We start from the raw sequence: 17251 nt of genomic DNA on the forward strand, positions 1-17251 counted from the left end.
TTAGGATGAACACGGAACAATTATTTAATAATCAAACAATCACATTAAAACGCACGGTTCTGATGAGCATGATGGCAATAAGTTTAGGGGGCCTTAGCTTGTCTACCCAGGCACAAACTCCAGCTCAGTCCAATCAGCAGGAAATTGAGCAGTTGCGTCAAGAGGTTCAAGCTTTACGTGCCTTGATTGAACAGCAGCAGACTCAGACAGCTGCTGTGACTGCACCTGTAGCGGCAACGCCGGCACCTGCAAATACAGCAGTAGCTCCTACGAGCAAACCTGTGATGAAAATTGCCAGTGGGGCCGAGTTTAATTTATACGGTAATATCCGTGCTGATGCCTCTTATCAGGCTGAGGGCGGTGCAGCGACACGTATGTATAACCAGATTAATGCGGTACCTCTTGAAGGCACAGGTGAACGCAGTGATGAGTTTAAGTCCACGCTTTCAGCCACCCGTTTAGGGATGGATTTTAAAGCGCCCGTGGGTGCTGGGGATAATGCCTTAAGCGGTAAGGTTGAGGTCGATTTCCTGGGTGGAGCTGGTTTTGACAACCTGCGTATTCGCCATGCCTATATCAGCTATGCTGACTGGTTAATTGGTCAAACTTGGTCAAACTTTGCAACTCCGGACTATATACCTGAAACAGTAGATGCGCTGGTTTATGCTGGCGGTTCAATTAAACGGACGCCTCAGATTCGTCATACCAGTACTTTGAGTCCGGCAACCAATCTGGTGCTTGCAGTAGAAGACCCGAAAGATGCGACCATTACTGGAATCAAACAGCGTTTACCTGCCTTAACTGCACGCTTAAATCACAAATTTGCAGATAATCTTTCTGTCAGCGCGCGTGCGATGGGGAATGAAAAACGTGTGAATGAAGATGAAAAAACTGCATGGGGTGTGGGTTTAGGTGCGAAATATGAGTTTGTTTCAGGCACCAGTCTTAAGGCAGATTATTATCATGTCAAAGGTGATAGCAGCTTTGTCTCTTACGCTAATCCTGGCGTAGTTCGAGCTCCTAATGGTGATCTTCTACAGAGTGAATTTGACTCGATTACGGTTGGTCTGACCCAGCAGTTTACTGAGAAATTACGTGGTACTGTAGGCTATGGTTATATGAATTTCGACCAAGATAATGGCTATCTTGCTGCTCCTGGTCTGAATCTAACAGCAGTGAACAAAGACCTTTGGCAGGCTTGGGCTAATGTGTTCTATAACCCTACAAAACCGCTGAGTTTTGGCCTGGAATATGTTTATGGTGAACGTGAAGCATTGGGTGCTGCACCAAATGGCAGTACAAAAGGTGAAGATAACCGAGTGAATGCCGTTGCAATTTACAGTTTCTAAGCTCTAGCGATTTACATAAGAAACTTAAAGCGTGGATGAATTAATCCACGCTTTTTGCATGATTCAGGATCACCTCTGCCAGCACATTGACAGCATTTTCTATCTCAGAGGTCCAGTCAAATGAACAGTTCAGGCGAATATAATTCTGGCTGGTATGTTCCGGTTTAAACAGCAAAGCAGGGGCAATGGCAATATTGTGCTGAATCAGCTGTTCATATAAAACCTGACCATCCAGCTGTTCCGCCAATTTGATCCAGAGAAAATAGCCACTAGAATAATAATAAATTTCACAGACTGCATCTAAACGCGCTTTAAGTTCCTGATAAAATTTTTGCTTATACTTTTCCAGCTGCTGTCTTAAATGGCGCAAATGCTTTTCATAATGATGATGGGACAGAAAATCGACCAGTGCATTTTGTAATAGCGGACTAACAGTCAAAGTACTCATGAGCTGTAAATGCTGGATTGCATCAGAAAATGGGCCAGCGAAAACCCAGCCGACCCGCGCACCCATGCCCAAGGTTTTAGAAAATGAAGAGCAGTGCAATACCCGTTGATGCTGATCAAAATATTTCACGGAAACCGGTTTATGAGCGCCGTAATTGAGTTCCTGATAGACATCATCTTCAATCAGATATACCTGATATTCATTCAACAGTTCCGCAATTCTTTGCTTGATCTCTGAATTTACCGTAAAGCCAATCGGATTATGCACATTCAGCATCAGCCAGCAAACTTTGATCGGGTACTGTTTAAGTGCTTGTTCAAATGATTCCAGGTCAAAACCAAACTGTGGATGTTCAGGGATTGTGATGACTTGCAGGCCTAAACGTTCAGCCGCCTGCCAGGCACCATAAAAAATGGTTTGCTGGAGCAGGATAAAATCACCCGGTTGAGTCAAAGCCTGTAAAGACAGATTGAGGGCTTCCAAGGCACCAGAAGTAATGACAATGTCATCCGAAGTGCAGTTTATGCCTTGTAACTGATAGCGGTTGGCAATTAGTTGGCGTAATTCCTGATTACCCGGTGGCATATGATTTTGATGGCTATAACTGCTTTTTCTTTTGCTATGCTGCGCCAAAATCTGCATAAACCGGCTGTTATATAATAGTTCAGCATTTGGAAAAGCTGAACCAAAAGGTGCAATATTTGGAGTTTGCAGTGACTTTAAATAATTAAATACCACAGAGTTAATTTTAACTTTGGAGTTTAAGCCAATCTGTACGGCAGGTTCTTTGCTGTTATAGGTTTGAGGTCGCTCCGCAATATAGTAGCCAGATTTATCTTTGGCATAGACCAATCCTTGCGATTCAAGCACCTGATAGGCATTAAGCACCGTCATCAGGCTATAGCCGGACAATTCAGTCTGTTCCCGCAATGAAGGTAATTTGTCATGCGCCTTCCATGCGCCATTTTCAATCATTTGGCGAATATTTTGGGCCAGCTTTTCAGACTTGAACATAAGAAAATAAAATCTAAACTGTACTAATATAATCGGAATTATATTATGAATAAGTTATTAAAATATAACAAATCAAAAAAATAAGTGACTAACTGTTATATTTTTTTAAATGAATATTGTATCTATACAGCTGATTTAGGTCTGCTGATAATAAAACTCATAACGCCAGACCAATTATGGGTGATCATATGAATTCAGAAGACAACAAAGCACCAAAATATGCGGATAGCAGTATTTCTGATGCAGCATTCAAGAAGATGATTCTCTGGTTTGCACTTTATACTGGTTTATTCTGCCTCGGCGTTATCTTTGTAGTAAATGCAGACAAAATTATGATGAGCGGCTTTTAAAATTCTCTTCTCCCTGAACACTATCATCGCCCCAATCTAAATTGGGGCTTTTTTATGCCACACATTACCAGTTTTATTTTCTACTTTTTCTGCATCCACTCTATGACTTTGTCACAATTTGACACTCACAAAGTCAGATTTCCTTGCTAGATTCAGACTGTTTGATGATAAAAATGAATACAGGCTTTTCGCCAGCGCATCATACAGAAATAACAACGATATAGCAGATGGACAAACAACAAGGATAAAGGAGTGAAGCATGCTCGGAAATATGATGTTCCAGCCCTTACTGATCAGCAGCATGATTGAACATGCCGGTCGTTATCATGCCGATACCGAGATCATTTCTAAAAATACCGATACCAGCATTAAAAAGACCAATTGGGGAGAAATCCGGGAAAACTCGAAACGTTTTGCCAATGTATTACAGCAATTCGGTCTGACACTCGGCGACCGGGTTGCAACCATTGCCTGGAATAATCATCGACATCTAGAATCTTGGTATGCCATTTCGGGAAGTGGACTGATTTGCCATACCATTAACCCGCGGTTATTTCCGGAACAGCTGGTATTTATTATCAATGATGCTGCCGATCGAATACTGCTGTTTGATAAAACCTTTGCACCTTTAATTAAAGCCGTCAAACCGTTATTAAAAACTGTAGAACAGTATATCTGTCTGGATGCTGAAGATTCGTCGATTCGTGAAGCCATTCCGGAAGTTCAGTTTTATGACGATTTGCTTGCCCAGCAATCTGCAGAATTTGACTGGCCTGAACTGGATGAAAATACAGCAAGTTCACTGTGTTATACCTCCGGTACGACTGGAAATCCGAAAGGGGTTTTATATAGCCATCGCTCAACAGTGCTGCATAGTTATGCGATTATCATGCCGGATTCCCTGAATGTGGCAGCGCGTGACATCATGCTGCCGGTGGTACCAATGTTTCATGTCAATGCCTGGGGAACCCCATATGCCGCTGCCATGGTCGGTTGTACCTTGGTGTTGCCGGGGCCAGGCCTGGATGGAGCCAGTCTGGTTAATCTGATTGATACGTATAAAGTCTCTGTGGCTTTAGGTGTTCCGACGATCTGGCAAGGGCTGATTGCGGCTGCCCAGCAAAGTGGTTCAAAACTGGAAAGCCTGAAACGGAATGTGGTCGGTGGTTCTGCCTGTCCACCGGCTATGCTGAAAACCTTTAAAGAGCAGTTTAACTGCGAAACCATTCATGCCTGGGGGATGACTGAAACCAGTCCACTTGGTAGTGCCAATCAGCTAAAAACCAAACATCTTGATCTAGCGGATGAAGAAAAAATGCAGATTCGTCTGTCTCAAGGTCGTCCACCGTTTGGCGTTGATTTACGTTTAACCGATGAAGAAAAAGGAACTCAGGAAATTGCCCGGGATGGTGAAACCATAGGTAATCTGCAGATTAAAGGGCACTGGATCATTGATCACTATTTTGGCAAGGAAGAATCTGCGCTCACAGCAGATGGCTGGTTTGATACCGGAGATATTGCTACCTTAAATGAAGATGGCTTTATGAAGCTGTGTGACCGTTCCAAAGATCTGATCAAGTCAGGCGGTGAATGGATCTCTTCAGTCGATCTTGAAAATATGGCGATGGGACATCCTGAAATTGCCATGGCTGCCGTGATTGCGGCACAGCATCCTAAATGGGATGAGCGTCCCGTTCTGATTGCGATTAAAAAGCCAGAGAGTCATGTGAGTGAAGCTGAAATTCTGGATTACTATGCGGACAAAGTCGCTAAATGGCAGATCCCGGATCGCGTGATCTTTGTAGATTCTATTCCGTTAAGTGGAACCGGCAAGATGCTGAAAAAAGACCTGCGTGAACTTTATGGTTCTATCTTGCTGGAACAGGCCGTAGGTTAAGCTATTTTTTTAAAAGGTAAATTTTTGCCTTTTTAACTCACCGAATATTTAAAACAGAAACTGATCTCTTATATAGAGGTCAGTTTTTTTATATGTTTTTGCTAAAAATATACAGACCAAAAAAGCAATTTATTCAGTTCATACAGTTTTAACAGCACTTTCTGGCTAGGATTGTCTTACAAAAAGTCCAACTATGGTTTCTAAGCACATAATTTGACCTACATTGACATGGTGTGAGCTTCAAAATTCTTTATTCTGGACTACATAATAAATAGACAGTTGTACATTAATGCTGTCTGCGGAATAGAGGGGATAAAAATGACAAGTATGACAACCTACAAGCCGCATTGGATTCGTGAAGACTTCATTGATTTTGTTGGTGAAAAAATCCATCCAACCTGGGCACTCAAAAAAGTCAAAGCATCGGTCGTGAATATTCAGGCGGTCAGCCTGGACTTTTTCAAAATCCAGTTACGTCCAAATTATAACTTTAACCGCGGGTCATTTCAGGCCGGTCAAAATATCGCGGTGACTCTGCGTCTGGATGGAGTTCGTCATCAACGTCATTATTCTATCGTGACCATTTTAAAAAATGGCGATGTGATTATTGCAGTCAAGCAGCAAGGTAAGGTGTCACGTGCCCTAACTTTATTGCAACTAGGTGCAGTGGTCGAGCTGTCTCAGCCACAGGGCGAATTTACCTTATTAAACTCTCCTAAACCGATTCTGTTTCTGGCATCAGGCAGTGGCATTACTGCAATTTATTCCTTATTGCAAAAAGCAGTCGTGCAGTTTCAGCATCCGATTGATCTAATCTATTTCACCCGTGATGATGCATTTCATGCCGAGATCAAAACCTTGGCGTTGATGCATCCTCATCTGAAATATCATCATTTTAATACAGTCGAGCATAAGCAACATCTGAGCCAGCAATTGCTAAACAAGCTGGTACCAGACTTTGAACAGCGTGAAATCTATGCCTGTGGTTCAGCGGGAATGATGAAAACTGCACTCAAAATTGCCGATAAACTGGCGGTGAAATCCAGTTTCCATTCTGAATATTTCCAGATTGCGATGGATGAAAAAGTGAAAGCACAGCCTGTACAGTTTTTAAGATCGCAGCAGGAATTCCAGGCAGAATCTAATCTGCTGGAAAGTGCAGAGCAGGCGGGTCTTCGTCCAGCGCATGGTTGCCGTATGGGCATTTGTAATACTTGCTCATGTACTAAAGTCAGCGGTTCGGTGAAAAACATGCTGACGGGTGAGATCGACCACGGCAGCAATACTCCAATCAAACTTTGTATTTCACAGGCCGTCAGTCCTGTGGTGATTAATTTATAAGCTATTTCAACCATTACTAAACGAATAAGAAGGTGCTCCCATGAATATGCAAATTGATTTTAAAAAACACAGTAAATCTCAATTTCTAAGCCCGGAACAGGTTGAAGAGTTCGGTGCCAAGGTTGATGCTATCCGCCGTGAAGTAATGGAAGATTTGGGCGAAAAAGACGCAGAATATATTTATAAAATCCGTAATTTTGTACGTTATAGCGAGATTGCTTCCCGTGGCATGCTGATGGTCGCAGGCTGGTTGCCACCAGTATGGTTAGCGGGCACAGGCTTGTTGGGTATCTCGAAAATCGTGGAAAATATGGAACTTGGCCATAATGTGATGCACGGCCAGTTCGACTGGATGAATGATCCGGGTCTGAATGGTTCGACTTATGATTGGGATACTATTTCCACTGGGGATGACTGGAAATACAACCATAACTATATTCACCACACGTATACTAATATTGTCGGTATGGATCACGATGTCGGTTATGGTCTGATCCGTGTCAGTGAATCTCAGCCGTGGGAACTACGTTTTATCTGGAATATTCCTTTAACCATTCAGTTGATGGTGTTCTTTGAATGGTATGTGGGTGTACAGCGTTTGCATCTGGAAGATGTGATTGCCTATAAAACCAAAACCTGGAAACAGGTCTGGGAAGAAGCAGCGCCTTTACGCAAAAAAATGCGCCGTCAGGTCCTGAAAGATTATGTATTTTTCCCACTGATTGCCGGTCCAAATGCCATTCCAGTATTTACCGGGAATGCGGTTGCCAATGTGATTCGTAGCCTATGGGCGTCTGCGGTGATCTTTAATGGACATTTCACTGAAGATGCAGAAACCTTTGAAATGGACAATACCGACAATGAAACCCGTGCGGAATGGTATCTGCGTCAGATCCGTGGTTCGAGCAACTTCAGTGGCGCGAACTGGTTGCATATTCTGAGTGGTAATTTAAGCCATCAGATTGAGCATCATCTGTTCCCAGATATGCCAGCAAACCGTTATGCCGAAGTAGCACCAAAAATCAAAGCCTTATGTGCTGAGTACGGGATTCACTATAACGAAGCCAGCTTTATGAAACAGTTCTCGACTGTATGGGTCAGACTGGCGAAATGCTCACTGCCAAATGAATGGAATCAGCAAATTGCAGAAAAAACTCACGCAGTTAAATCGGTGTTTCGTTACTTTAAATCTAAGCTTGTAAATTAATTTTTAGGGTTTCTCTATTATCCAGTTTGGTACTCCTCAATAGATTTGGATGGTCTATTGAGGATTTTTTTATCTGTTAAAAAGTGGTCAGTTCACACGAATTTATGAATGAAATGTGAAGATGTTTTTCAAAAAATGACGAAGGCGGGACAGATTTACTACCGCTGAAACGCTTCGCCTACAAGCTAAGCGTTTACCTCAAGGAGGTTCTTTTTATAATGGCCGCGTTCTATCATTCAAGGTCTCAGTTTTGAAATATCTTAAATATTTTTCAGGCATCTCACTTTTATTGCTGTTAACCGCGTGTAATACCCCGGAAACTCCAGCACCAGATTATCAGGGGAACTGGAAAAATACACTGGAAAATCCAAAATTGGAAAATATCCTGGTAATTTCCAAAAATGGTGAAAACTATTTCATTACCAATACCATTAAAGATAAAGAAAGCGGCAAAACCGACAAGAAAAATCCGATGCCCGCTTCAGTCGCTGATAATGGTCTGCTTCAGATTAATTCAGGTACAGGTGTCGTTGATTTCGCGATTGACGAAAAAACTGGCAATTTGGTCGGCTCAGGCTCCGTCTATAAAAAAGCCAAATAATGCTCTAATCTAATCAATTCAGAGATAACACGAAAAATGCCATGATCAGAAAGGATTCATGGCATTTTTTTAGTTCACCAATTTTATGAGACCAGCAAAATCTTCTACAAAATAATCTGCCTTGGCTTTGATCAGGTCCATTTCATGCGCAGAATACTGGTCGTAAATTGCAACGACATCAATTCCCGCATTGTTGGCAGCTTCCACCCCAATTAAAGAGTCTTCAACAATCAGGCAATCTTTAGCCTCAATTTCAAAATGCTGGAGCGCATTTAAATACACTTCTGGATGCGGTTTGATATTCTCAACATTTTCACGAGTCAAAATAATCGCAAAATCATCATCAAAACTGATTTTCTGATTAATCTTCTGGTTATTGTCCTGATAACGCTGCACATTGAATAAACTAGTGGTAGTCGTGAGTGCCAATTGTATCCCTTGCTGTTTTAGGGCTTGAATCAGCAGCTCAGCTTGCGGTTTGAGTTCAATCACATGATCCAGAGAATGCCGTGAAATACCGTAACGGCGATTTTTAACCTCTTCCTTGCTGGGTTCAAAACCATAGAGCTCTTTTAAATAGCCACAATATTCCAGATAAGGATCGGGCATATGTCTAAAGGCTTTCAGTTGCAGGTCACGCTGTTGCTGAATCTGATCCAGACCGACTTCGATCCCCGACAATTCCTGAATCAGGGCAGCATCGACTTGGTTCCAGATTCCCACTGAATCAATCAAGGTCCCATCCAGGTCAAAACATACCAGCTTTTTATCTTTAAACATGTCACACCCAATTCTCTTTCACCGCCATTATCCCGTTTTTGGATAGAGATAAAAAGTCCAGTTTGGGTGCACATCCAGACTGTATTTATCAATAAATTCGTAAAATGAACTTATTTTGAGCATTTTAAGTATTACTAATAATAAAAATCGTAATACTAAATTGGCACGTCATTTGCATTTATTTACACATCATAAAGTGATCTAGGGTTCCGGCAGTTTTTTCAAAAAACTGCGCCTGAGACCGAGAGTTCACGGCTCGATTTGAGCTACACGGAGGGATAAAAGCCCGGGAGGTTGGAACAAAAACCTTAGAGAGGTCATGCAAATGGGCGCAATAGACAATAAGTACCATAACAATCAAACACTTTGGACTGAAATCCTGCCGGGAGGGCATCATTGGTCCGGGCGCATTCAAAAAGGCGCGGTTCTGCAATTCAAGGCACTCGGTGCCAATGCCAATGTTTCCCTGTTCTGTGTCAATGCTGAAGACAAACTGGAACGTTACAACATGCCAGACAGCCTGAAAGGCCAACATACCGCATACCTGACAGCAGGGAATGTGCTGTATTCCGATCTGGGTCGTGTGATGGCTTCCATTGTTAAAGATGAAGCTGGCTGGAACGATACCTTCTGCGGGCCATCCCGTCCTGAACAGATTGAAAAACAGTTTGGCATCCGTAGCTTCCAGGATGCCCGCAATGACATGTACCAAAGTGGTTTAGATGGCCTGTTGGTTGAATTATCCAAATTCTCTTTAGGCCAGACTGACCTGAGTGCGACCGTCAACCTGTTCTCGAAAGTCACTCCGAATGATGCGGGTGCATTGTCTTATGTGCCTTCAGACAATACTGAACAAATCATTGAACTGCGTTTTGAAATGGATTGTCTGGTGTTCCTGTCTGCTGCACCGCATGGTCTGGATAACAGTGCGGCATATCAGCCGGCTGACATTCAGTTATCTTTGTTTAAAGCCAATAGCTTAGGCGAAACCGATATCTGTCGCGACTCCTGTCCACAGAACCAGCGTGCATTCCAGAACAACGCACGTTACTACGCACTTTCTAACGTTTAAGGCAGGAGAATGACCATGACAGCTCTACAACAATTCGAAAAAACAGTTCTTAGCGAAATCTGTCCTGCCGGTGAAGCATGGATGTGCGAAGTCAAAAAAGGCCAGTATTTCCGCATCATCGATCTGGAAGGGAATCAGGCTGTTGATACCTTATTTATCTCGGCTGAAAATACAGAAGAGCGTTATAGCGCAACCGATACCTTAGCGATAAACCAGCAGATTTATCTGGAAAAAGGTACCTCTTTATATAGTAACTTTGGCCGTGCCATTGCCGTGATCAATGATGATAACTGTGGTCGTCATGACACTTTAGGTGGTGCATGTTCATGTGAAAGTAACACGGTCCGTTATGCACATGACAAATACCCAATGCACAGCTGCCGCAACAACTTTATGTATGCACTGGCAAAACATCCGGTAGCGAAAAAACATGGCTTAAACGTGCGTCACATCGGTCCAAACATCAACTTCTTTATGAATGTGCCAGTAACGGCTGATGGTCACCTGAAATTTGATGATGGTATTTCGGCACCGGGCAAGTATGTGGAAATCAAGGCAGAAATGGATCTGATCGTACTGATCTCGAACTGTCCGCAATTGAATAACCCATGTAATGCCTATAACCCGACACAAATCCAGCTGGTTGTGCGTGAAGGCGAGGAGGCTTAAGTCATGTTTGATAAAGTTCTGATTGCCAACCGTGGCGCGATTGCCTGCCGCGTGATCCGTACCCTGAAAAAACTGGGGATTCAATCTGTAGCCGTATATTCTGAAGCAGACCGTGATTCGTTACATGTCACTCTTGCGGATGAAGCTGTGTATATTGGTGAAGCACCTGCCAGCCAAAGTTATTTAAATGTCGAAAAAATTCTGGAAGTGGCAAAACAAACCGGTGCACAAGCGATTCATCCGGGTTATGGCTTCCTGTCGGAAAATGCTGAATTCTGCGACCTGTGTGAAGCGCAAGGCATTGCCTTTATTGGTCCAAACTCGGCACAAATGCGTGCTTTTGGTTTAAAGCATACAGCGCGTGAGCTGGCAATTCAGGCTAACGTACCATTACTGCCAGGTAGCCAGTTACTGGCAGATGAAGCAGAAGCCCTGGCCGAAGCTGAACGTATCGGCTATCCAGTCATGTTGAAAAGTACTGCGGGTGGTGGCGGGATCGGCATGCGTCTGGTCTGGAACGAAGCTGAGCTGAAAGATGCCTATGCAACAGTTTCATATTTAGCACAAGCCAACTTCAAAGATGCCGGTCTGTACCTGGAAAAATTTGTACAAAATGCCCGTCACATTGAAGTGCAGATTTTTGGTGATGGCCAAGGCAAGGTAATTGCTCTTGGTGAACGCGATTGTTCGGTACAACGCCGTAACCAGAAAGTGATCGAGGAAACGCCAGCACCGCACATTAGCGATGAGCAACGTGCCTATATCCAGAATGTCGCGATTCAGCTGATGGAGTCAGTGAATTACCGTTCTGCCGGTACGGTTGAATTCGTGATGGATACCGACACCCAGGAATTCTACTTTCTTGAAGTGAATACCCGTCTTCAAGTCGAACACGGTGTGACGGAGCAAGTCTTTGGTGTGGACCTGGTAGAATGGATGGTGACATTGGCCAGCGGTGACTGGGCTGCACCAACCGGGCAACTGGAATCCAAAGGTCATTCGATTCAGGTACGTCTCTATGCCGAAGACCCGATCAAGAACTTCCAGCCAAGTGCCGGTCTGCTGACTTATGTCGAGTTTGATGATAATGCACGTAACGAAACCTGGGTGGAAACCGGATCGAATGTATCATCTTTCTATGATCCAATGATTGCTAAAATCATTGTCACAGCAGATGATCGTGACGCAGCCATTCAGGCGATGACGGATACACTGTCGAAAACTCAAGTGGCGGGTATCGAAACCAACCTGGAATATCTACAAAACATTATTGATGGTGAGGTGTTTAAAGCTGGTACACAAACCACGCGTTTCCTGAATACTTTTGAATGGAAAACCCAAAAAGTTGAAGTGCTACAAGCGGGCATTCAAACTGCTGTGCAAGATGTGACAGGTCGTTTGGGCTACTGGGATGTCGGTGTGCCGCCATCAGGTGCGATTGACCCATTGTCATTAAATGTGGCAAACCAGTTATTAGGTAATGCCCCAAATACAGCGGGTCTAGAATGTACCCTGCAAGGGCCAACTTTAAAATTCCATTGTGACAGCCAGATTGTATTGGCCGGTGGTGACATGCCATCAACACTGGATGGTGTGGCTGTGCCAATGTGGCAAACCGTGAATGTGCGTAAAGGTCAGATTTTAAAATGTGGCAAGATCGCCACCGGTTGCCGTACCTATATCGGCATTAAGAGCGGTCTGAATGTGCCTGAATATTTAGGTTCACAAGCGACCTTTACCCTCGGTCAGTTTGGCGGTCATGCCGGCCGTAACCTGCTGATCGGCGATATGCTGCCAATTACGGCGTATACATCTGATGAAGTTAAAGCACTAGCGCCAGCGCAAATTCCGACTTTCAGCCATGAATGGGAAATTGCGGTGATGTATGGCCCGCATGGTGCGCCAGATTTCTTCACCAAAAAGGACATTGATACCTTCTTTGCCAATAATTTTGAGATTCACTTTAACTCTAGCCGTACCGGTATCCGCCTGATTGGTCCAAAGCCGGAATGGGCACGTGAAGATGGTGGTGAAGCCGGTCTGCATCCATCCAATATTCATGACAACGCGTATGCGATTGGTGCGATCGACTTTACAGGCGATATGCCAATTATTCTCGGTCCAGATGGCCCAAGTTTGGGGGGGTTTGTTTGTCCAGCGGTGGTGATCAATTCTGAGCTGTGGAAACTAGGTCAGCTCAAAGCCGGTGACAAAGTGAAATTTGTTCCAGTCAGCTATCACCAAGCCAAACTGTTGAATGAGAAATATCACGCACAACTAGAAGCGCTGGATACTCAGGAAGTTTCATTTAATGAATCCTTCTATCCTGAACTGGCTACGCTGAAAAATGCCGTACTGGATACCTTAAAAGGTGAAAATGGTGCGCCAGATGTGGTGTATCGCCCAGCGGGTAATAACTACATGCTGGTGGAATATGGCGAGCTGGTGCTGGATCTGAACCTGCGTTTCCGTATCCATGCCTTGATGCAATGGGTACAAAAACAGAATATTCCGGGCATTATTGACCTGACACCGGGCATCCGTTCGCTGCAAATCCATTTCAATTCAATCAAGCTGGATCAGCTCGACCTATTGCGCCTGTTGCAAGTGGCTGAAACTGAATTGCCTGATGTGACTGAAATGGAAGTGCCATCGCGTACGGTATATCTGCCACTTGCTTGGGAAGATTCGCAAACCCAGTTGGCAACTGAACGCTATATGCAAACTGTGCGTCCAGATGCGCCGTGGTGTCCGGACAATATCGAGTTTATCCGCCGTATTAATGGCCTGAAAGATAAACAGGCAGTCAAAGATGTGGTGTATAACGCCAGCTATCTGGTGATGGGCCTAGGCGACGTGTACCTCGGTGCACCTGTGGCAACACCGCTTGATCCGCGTCAACGTTTAGTCACAACCAAATATAACCCGGCGCGTACCTGGACCCCTGAAAATGCTGTGGGGATCGGCGGTGCTTATATGTGCGTGTACGGTATGGAAGGCCCTGGTGGTTATCAGTTCGTCGGTCGTACTACGCAAATGTGGTCGCGTTACCGTAAAAATGCCGACTTCGAGCAAGGCAAGCCATGGTTACTACGCTTCTTTGACCAGATCAAGTTCTATGAAGTGTCTGAAGAAGAACTGATGCAAATGCGTGAGGACTTTAAGGCAGGCCGCCTGAAACTGCGTATTGAAGAAGGTGTATTGAATCTGAAAGAGTACAACCAGTTCCTGACCGACAATGCCGACACCATTAGCGAGTTTAAGACAACGCAACAAGCGAACTTTGAAGCAGAACGCCGTCGTTGGCATGAAGCAGGACTTGCCGAATATGTCTCTGAAAGTTTAGATGCTGTGGATGATGGTGAAGGCGTTGAAGTGCCTGAAGGTGGCTGTGCGGTGGAATCACATATGCCGGGTTCCATCTGGAAAATTGAATGTCAATCAGGCGATATTGTGGAAGAAGGTGCAACGCTTGCTGTGATTGAAGCGATGAAAATCGAGATTCCAATTATTGCCCCTGAACGCATGAAAGTTGAAGCCATTACCATTGAAAAAGGGCAAACGGTAAAAACAGGACAGGTGTTGTTTACTTTGGCGCCAATTACGGCAGACGCATAAATTCGAGGGGGCTTTTCAATGGATACTCTTCATTTGCAGAATCAGGAACAATATTTTGTCATTCATCAGATTACAGAATATTTATACGCCATCGAAGAGCCCTCTTATTATCAGGGTAATTTTTCCTACCTGATGATTGGCAGTGAGCAGGCCTTAATGTTTGATGCCGGTGCCAGTCCTGAGCATGATATGACTCAGGTCATCAAGCAGTTAACGGATAAACCCTTTGCGGTTTTACCTTCACATTTGCATTTTGATCATATTGGTGGGCTCAAATTTTTTGAGCGGATTTATCTGCCCAATTTAGATTGCCTCCACAGTTTTAAGGATGAAGCCGGTCTGTATCAGATTCCGGATGAATTCCATTTGGGCAGTATTGATGGCTTCAAACCTGATCCTATTCAAGTCGAAAAAATGCTGGATGTGGGAGATGTCATTGATCTTGGCGGCATTTCATTTCAGCTGCTCTATGCACCAGGACACTCCAAAGACTCGATCATTTTATACAGTGACAGCTTAAATATCTGTTTGCTTGGCGATGTACTTTATCCGAGTGAGCTGTATGTGGGAAATGTGGCAGATTATGAAAAATCATTGGCCTATATCCAGTCGATGACCAATGCCGAAACGCAATTCTTTGGTGCACATCCTTTTGTTACTTCGCAACTTCCTCAAATCAGCATGGCTGAACTGGAACTGACCTTAAAGGTCATGCAAGCCATTGCCCGAGGTGAAGCAAAAGTGCATAAAGTCGAACCTTCGATTTTGGTGCGTGAGGGGAAACGTCATTGTGTGGATGAACGGATTTGTATTTATACCGACATTACCTTTAAGGATGGTCAACGCCTTGAATATTTATAATTTTTATTGATTTTATTTGGATGGTTATGATTGATCTTAAACGCACGGCATTGATTGTGATTGATATGCAGCGTGATTTCTGCGAAAAAAATGGTTATGCCGATCATATGGGTTTGGATGTTGAAATTCTTAGACAACCGATTGCCAATATTCAGAAATTACTGGACTGGGCAAGACAACATCAGCTGTTGGTGGTGCATACCCGTGAAGGTCATCGTACCGATTTAACGGATTTATATTCACTCAAAAAAAAGCGCACTGCAGGGCTAAAAGCGGAAATTGGTGCTGAAGGCCCAATGGGCAAGTTAATGCTCAGAGGTGAATATGGGCATGACCTGATAGACGATTTAAAACCAATCGCGGGTGAGCCGGTGATCGATAAGCCCGGCTATTCAGCATTTGCCTATACCGATCTCGAGTTAATCTTAAAAAATCATGATATTAAACATCTGATTATTAGCGGTGTGACCACCGAAGTGTGCGTATCCAGTACCTTTAGACAAGCCACCGATTTGGGCTTTTATTGCATTACGGTTGAAGATGCCTGTGCATCGGCCAATGTAGATTTGCACCATTCTGCACTGCAGATGATCACCGTTGAAAATGGGATTTTTGGACAGGTGATGTGTACCGAACAAGTCCTCAAATTGGTCCCAGAAAAATAATTGAAATATAAAAGGATTGTGGAATAGATTTTGCATTTATCAATATTACGAATTTTAAATAATGTAATACTGACTAAAGAGGCTGTAAGTATGTTTAAAGCAAAATCTATTTTATTTTCTGTACTTGCAAGTACCTTACTTGTTGCCTGTGACAGCGGAAATAAAGCAAATCTCCCAAGCGAAACCTCCAATGCATCTGCAACTGAAATGAGCCAGAAAATTAAAATTGGCTACAGTGATTATCCAGGCTGGGTGGCATGGCAAATTGCCATTGATAAAGGCTGGTTTAAAGAGCAGGGACTGGATGTTGATTTTGAATGGTTTGATTATTCTGCGTCATTAAATGCATTTAGTTCCAAGCAAATTGATGCAGTGACCATTGCACACGGTGACAATCTGATGGTTGCAGCCAGTGGGGTCAACGGCATTTTGGTTTTGGCGACAGACTTGGGCAAGACCAATGATTTAATCATTGCCAAACAGGGGATTGAACTAAAAGACTTAAAAGGCAAAAAAATTGCGGTAGAAAAGGGCTTGGTAGATCACTTGCTCTTGGATAGTGCACTGAAAGATTTAAATATTAAAAGTAACGAAGTTGAATTGGTCAACACGACAACCAATGAAATTCCTCAAGTATTTACTTCTCCTGATGTACAGGTTGCAGCTCTTTGGCAGCCAAGTGCAAATCAGGCACTGAAAAATGTACCGGGCTCGAAAATTATTTATTCCGCTGAAAATAAACCGGGCATTATTTTTGGTGCATTAACGGTCAATTCTGAAAGTTTGCTGCGTAACCAAAAAGAATGGAAAAAAATCATTCAGATTTGGGACCGAGTGGTGGCTTATATTGAAGATCCAAAAACACATGATGAAGCCATTCAGATTATGGCCAATAAAGCTGGCGTACCTGTTGAACAGTATCGTGAATATGTGGACGGTACAGATTTCTTAAATGTGAAAGCCAACCAAGACGTCTTTAAGAAAAGCGACAAACTGACCTCGATCTATGGCTCTAGCTACCACGTGAATGAGTTTAATATCGAGCAAGGTGCATATAGCAAAAAACTGGATGTGGACAGCTTGATTAGCCCAGTGTTACTTACGCCTTAATAGGTTAAATAGCATCATATAAAAAGGCTGCTGAGCAGCCTTTTTATTTAAAATTATTTAGGGTGTGTTGACACTTTTAGCTTAAAAAAATAGCGAAGTAGTAAAATCAAATCGCCAAACCCAATTTTACTATTCGCTATGCCTCGTACCATGCTGACAGATCAACACTGGCAAAAGTTGAAAGTTATTCTGCGTAATTTATCCATTCACCACAACTCAAATTTACGCAATTTTATTGAAGCTATTCTCTATAGAATTAGGACAGGTTG

The 17251-nt window shown here is 43.4% G+C and carries 14 protein-coding genes, 1 pseudogene and 1 riboswitch; of the genes and pseudogenes, 13 read left to right on the plus strand and 2 right to left on the minus strand.

Annotation, left to right across the window (positions count from 1 at the left end; all coding sequences use genetic code 11):
• Positions 1 to 5 precede the first annotated feature (5 nt).
• The gene (locus tag FTU46_RS10125) at positions 6 to 1349 is read left to right on the plus strand and encodes a DcaP family trimeric outer membrane transporter (RefSeq protein ID WP_180104929.1); all 1344 of its coding nucleotides are present in this window, start codon (positions 6 to 8) and stop codon (positions 1347 to 1349) included.
• A gap of 40 nt (positions 1350 to 1389) precedes the next feature.
• On the opposite strand, the gene FTU46_RS10130 is transcribed toward FTU46_RS10125, so the two are convergent.
• Complete coding sequence (locus FTU46_RS10130) at positions 1390 to 2811, minus strand: PLP-dependent aminotransferase family protein (protein WP_180104930.1); 1422 nt, start codon at positions 2809 to 2811, stop codon at positions 1390 to 1392.
• A 188-nt stretch (positions 2812 to 2999) separates the two neighbouring features.
• Here FTU46_RS10130 and FTU46_RS10135 point away from each other — a divergent pair, with 188 nt between their 5' ends.
• The 5 genes from FTU46_RS10135 (at position 3000) to FTU46_RS10155 (ending at position 8207) form a co-directional block, all read left to right on the plus strand.
• Positions 3000 to 3161, plus strand: coding sequence for a hypothetical protein (locus FTU46_RS10135; protein WP_166138668.1), 162 nt, complete (start codon positions 3000 to 3002; stop codon positions 3159 to 3161).
• 259 nt (positions 3162 to 3420) lie between these two features.
• Complete coding sequence (locus FTU46_RS10140) at positions 3421 to 5058, plus strand: long-chain-fatty-acid--CoA ligase (RefSeq protein ID WP_180069520.1); 1638 nt, start codon at positions 3421 to 3423, stop codon at positions 5056 to 5058.
• A gap of 318 nt (positions 5059 to 5376) precedes the next feature.
• Positions 5377 to 6399: a flavin reductase family protein gene (locus FTU46_RS10145; RefSeq protein ID WP_180104931.1), complete on the plus strand. Its 1023-nt coding sequence runs from the start codon at positions 5377 to 5379 to the stop codon at positions 6397 to 6399.
• 40 nt (positions 6400 to 6439) lie between these two features.
• Positions 6440 to 7606, plus strand: coding sequence for an acyl-CoA desaturase (locus FTU46_RS10150; protein WP_180104932.1), 1167 nt, complete (start codon positions 6440 to 6442; stop codon positions 7604 to 7606).
• 250 nt (positions 7607 to 7856) lie between these two features.
• Positions 7857 to 8207: a hypothetical protein gene (locus FTU46_RS10155; protein ID WP_159122938.1), complete on the plus strand. Its 351-nt coding sequence runs from the start codon at positions 7857 to 7859 to the stop codon at positions 8205 to 8207.
• 69 nt (positions 8208 to 8276) lie between these two features.
• On the opposite strand, the gene FTU46_RS10160 is transcribed toward FTU46_RS10155, so the two are convergent.
• Positions 8277 to 8987 carry an HAD family phosphatase gene (locus FTU46_RS10160; protein ID WP_180104933.1) on the minus strand — a complete coding sequence of 237 codons (711 nt, stop codon included), beginning with the start codon at positions 8985 to 8987 and terminating at the stop codon, positions 8277 to 8279.
• 190 nt (positions 8988 to 9177) lie between these two features.
• A riboswitch (guanidine-I (ykkC/yxkD leader) is annotated at positions 9178 to 9282 on the plus strand.
• 30 nt (positions 9283 to 9312) lie between these two features.
• On the opposite strand from FTU46_RS10160, the gene FTU46_RS10165 reads away from it, so the two are divergent.
• The 7 genes and pseudogenes from FTU46_RS10165 to FTU46_RS10195 all read left to right on the plus strand — a co-directional run.
• Positions 9313 to 10059: an urea amidolyase associated protein UAAP1 gene (locus FTU46_RS10165; protein WP_180104934.1), complete on the plus strand. Its 747-nt coding sequence runs from the start codon at positions 9313 to 9315 to the stop codon at positions 10057 to 10059.
• Between the two features lie 15 nt (positions 10060 to 10074).
• Entirely contained in the window at positions 10075 to 10728 is a 654-nt protein-coding gene (locus tag FTU46_RS10170; protein WP_180104935.1) for an urea amidolyase associated protein UAAP2, read from the plus strand.
• 3 nt (positions 10729 to 10731) lie between these two features.
• A complete protein-coding gene (gene uca, locus FTU46_RS10175; RefSeq protein ID WP_180104936.1) occupies positions 10732 to 14346 on the plus strand; it encodes an urea carboxylase in 3615 nt (1204 codons plus the stop codon).
• A gap of 18 nt (positions 14347 to 14364) precedes the next feature.
• The gene (locus FTU46_RS10180) at positions 14365 to 15207 is read left to right on the plus strand and encodes an MBL fold metallo-hydrolase (RefSeq protein ID WP_180104937.1); all 843 of its coding nucleotides are present in this window, start codon (positions 14365 to 14367) and stop codon (positions 15205 to 15207) included.
• A 26-nt stretch (positions 15208 to 15233) separates the two neighbouring features.
• Entirely contained in the window at positions 15234 to 15872 is a 639-nt protein-coding gene (locus FTU46_RS10185) for a cysteine hydrolase family protein (protein WP_257224642.1), read from the plus strand.
• A 90-nt stretch (positions 15873 to 15962) separates the two neighbouring features.
• Positions 15963 to 16982, plus strand: a complete 1020-nt coding sequence (locus FTU46_RS10190; RefSeq protein ID WP_180104939.1) for an ABC transporter substrate-binding protein — start codon at positions 15963 to 15965, stop codon at positions 16980 to 16982.
• 138 nt (positions 16983 to 17120) lie between these two features.
• Positions 17121 to 17251, plus strand: a pseudogene (locus FTU46_RS10195) (IS5/IS1182 family transposase); the annotation flags it as partial.

This window comes from Acinetobacter sp. YH12108 (genome assembly GCF_013419055.1).
Classification (GTDB): domain Bacteria; phylum Pseudomonadota; class Gammaproteobacteria; order Pseudomonadales; family Moraxellaceae; genus Acinetobacter.

Coding starts and splice junctions, on each gene's coding strand:
- uca (WP_180104936.1), top strand. CDS start 10,732: ATGTTTGATAAAGTTCTGATTGCCAACCGTGGCGCGATTGCCTGCCGC.
- FTU46_RS10145 (WP_180104931.1), top strand. CDS start 5,377: ATGACAAGTATGACAACCTACAAGCCGCATTGGATTCGTGAAGACTTC.
- FTU46_RS10150 (WP_180104932.1), top strand. CDS start 6,440: ATGAATATGCAAATTGATTTTAAAAAACACAGTAAATCTCAATTTCTA.
- FTU46_RS10190 (WP_180104939.1), top strand. CDS start 15,963: ATGTTTAAAGCAAAATCTATTTTATTTTCTGTACTTGCAAGTACCTTA.
- FTU46_RS10125 (WP_180104929.1), top strand. CDS start 6: ATGAACACGGAACAATTATTTAATAATCAAACAATCACATTAAAACGC.
- FTU46_RS10130 (WP_180104930.1), bottom strand. CDS start 2,811: ATGTTCAAGTCTGAAAAGCTGGCCCAAAATATTCGCCAAATGATTGAA.
- FTU46_RS10135 (WP_166138668.1), top strand. CDS start 3,000: ATGAATTCAGAAGACAACAAAGCACCAAAATATGCGGATAGCAGTATT.
- FTU46_RS10160 (WP_180104933.1), bottom strand. CDS start 8,987: ATGTTTAAAGATAAAAAGCTGGTATGTTTTGACCTGGATGGGACCTTG.
- FTU46_RS10140 (WP_180069520.1), top strand. CDS start 3,421: ATGCTCGGAAATATGATGTTCCAGCCCTTACTGATCAGCAGCATGATT.
- FTU46_RS10170 (WP_180104935.1), top strand. CDS start 10,075: ATGACAGCTCTACAACAATTCGAAAAAACAGTTCTTAGCGAAATCTGT.
- FTU46_RS10165 (WP_180104934.1), top strand. CDS start 9,313: ATGGGCGCAATAGACAATAAGTACCATAACAATCAAACACTTTGGACT.
- FTU46_RS10185 (WP_257224642.1), top strand. CDS start 15,234: ATGATTGATCTTAAACGCACGGCATTGATTGTGATTGATATGCAGCGT.
- FTU46_RS10180 (WP_180104937.1), top strand. CDS start 14,365: ATGGATACTCTTCATTTGCAGAATCAGGAACAATATTTTGTCATTCAT.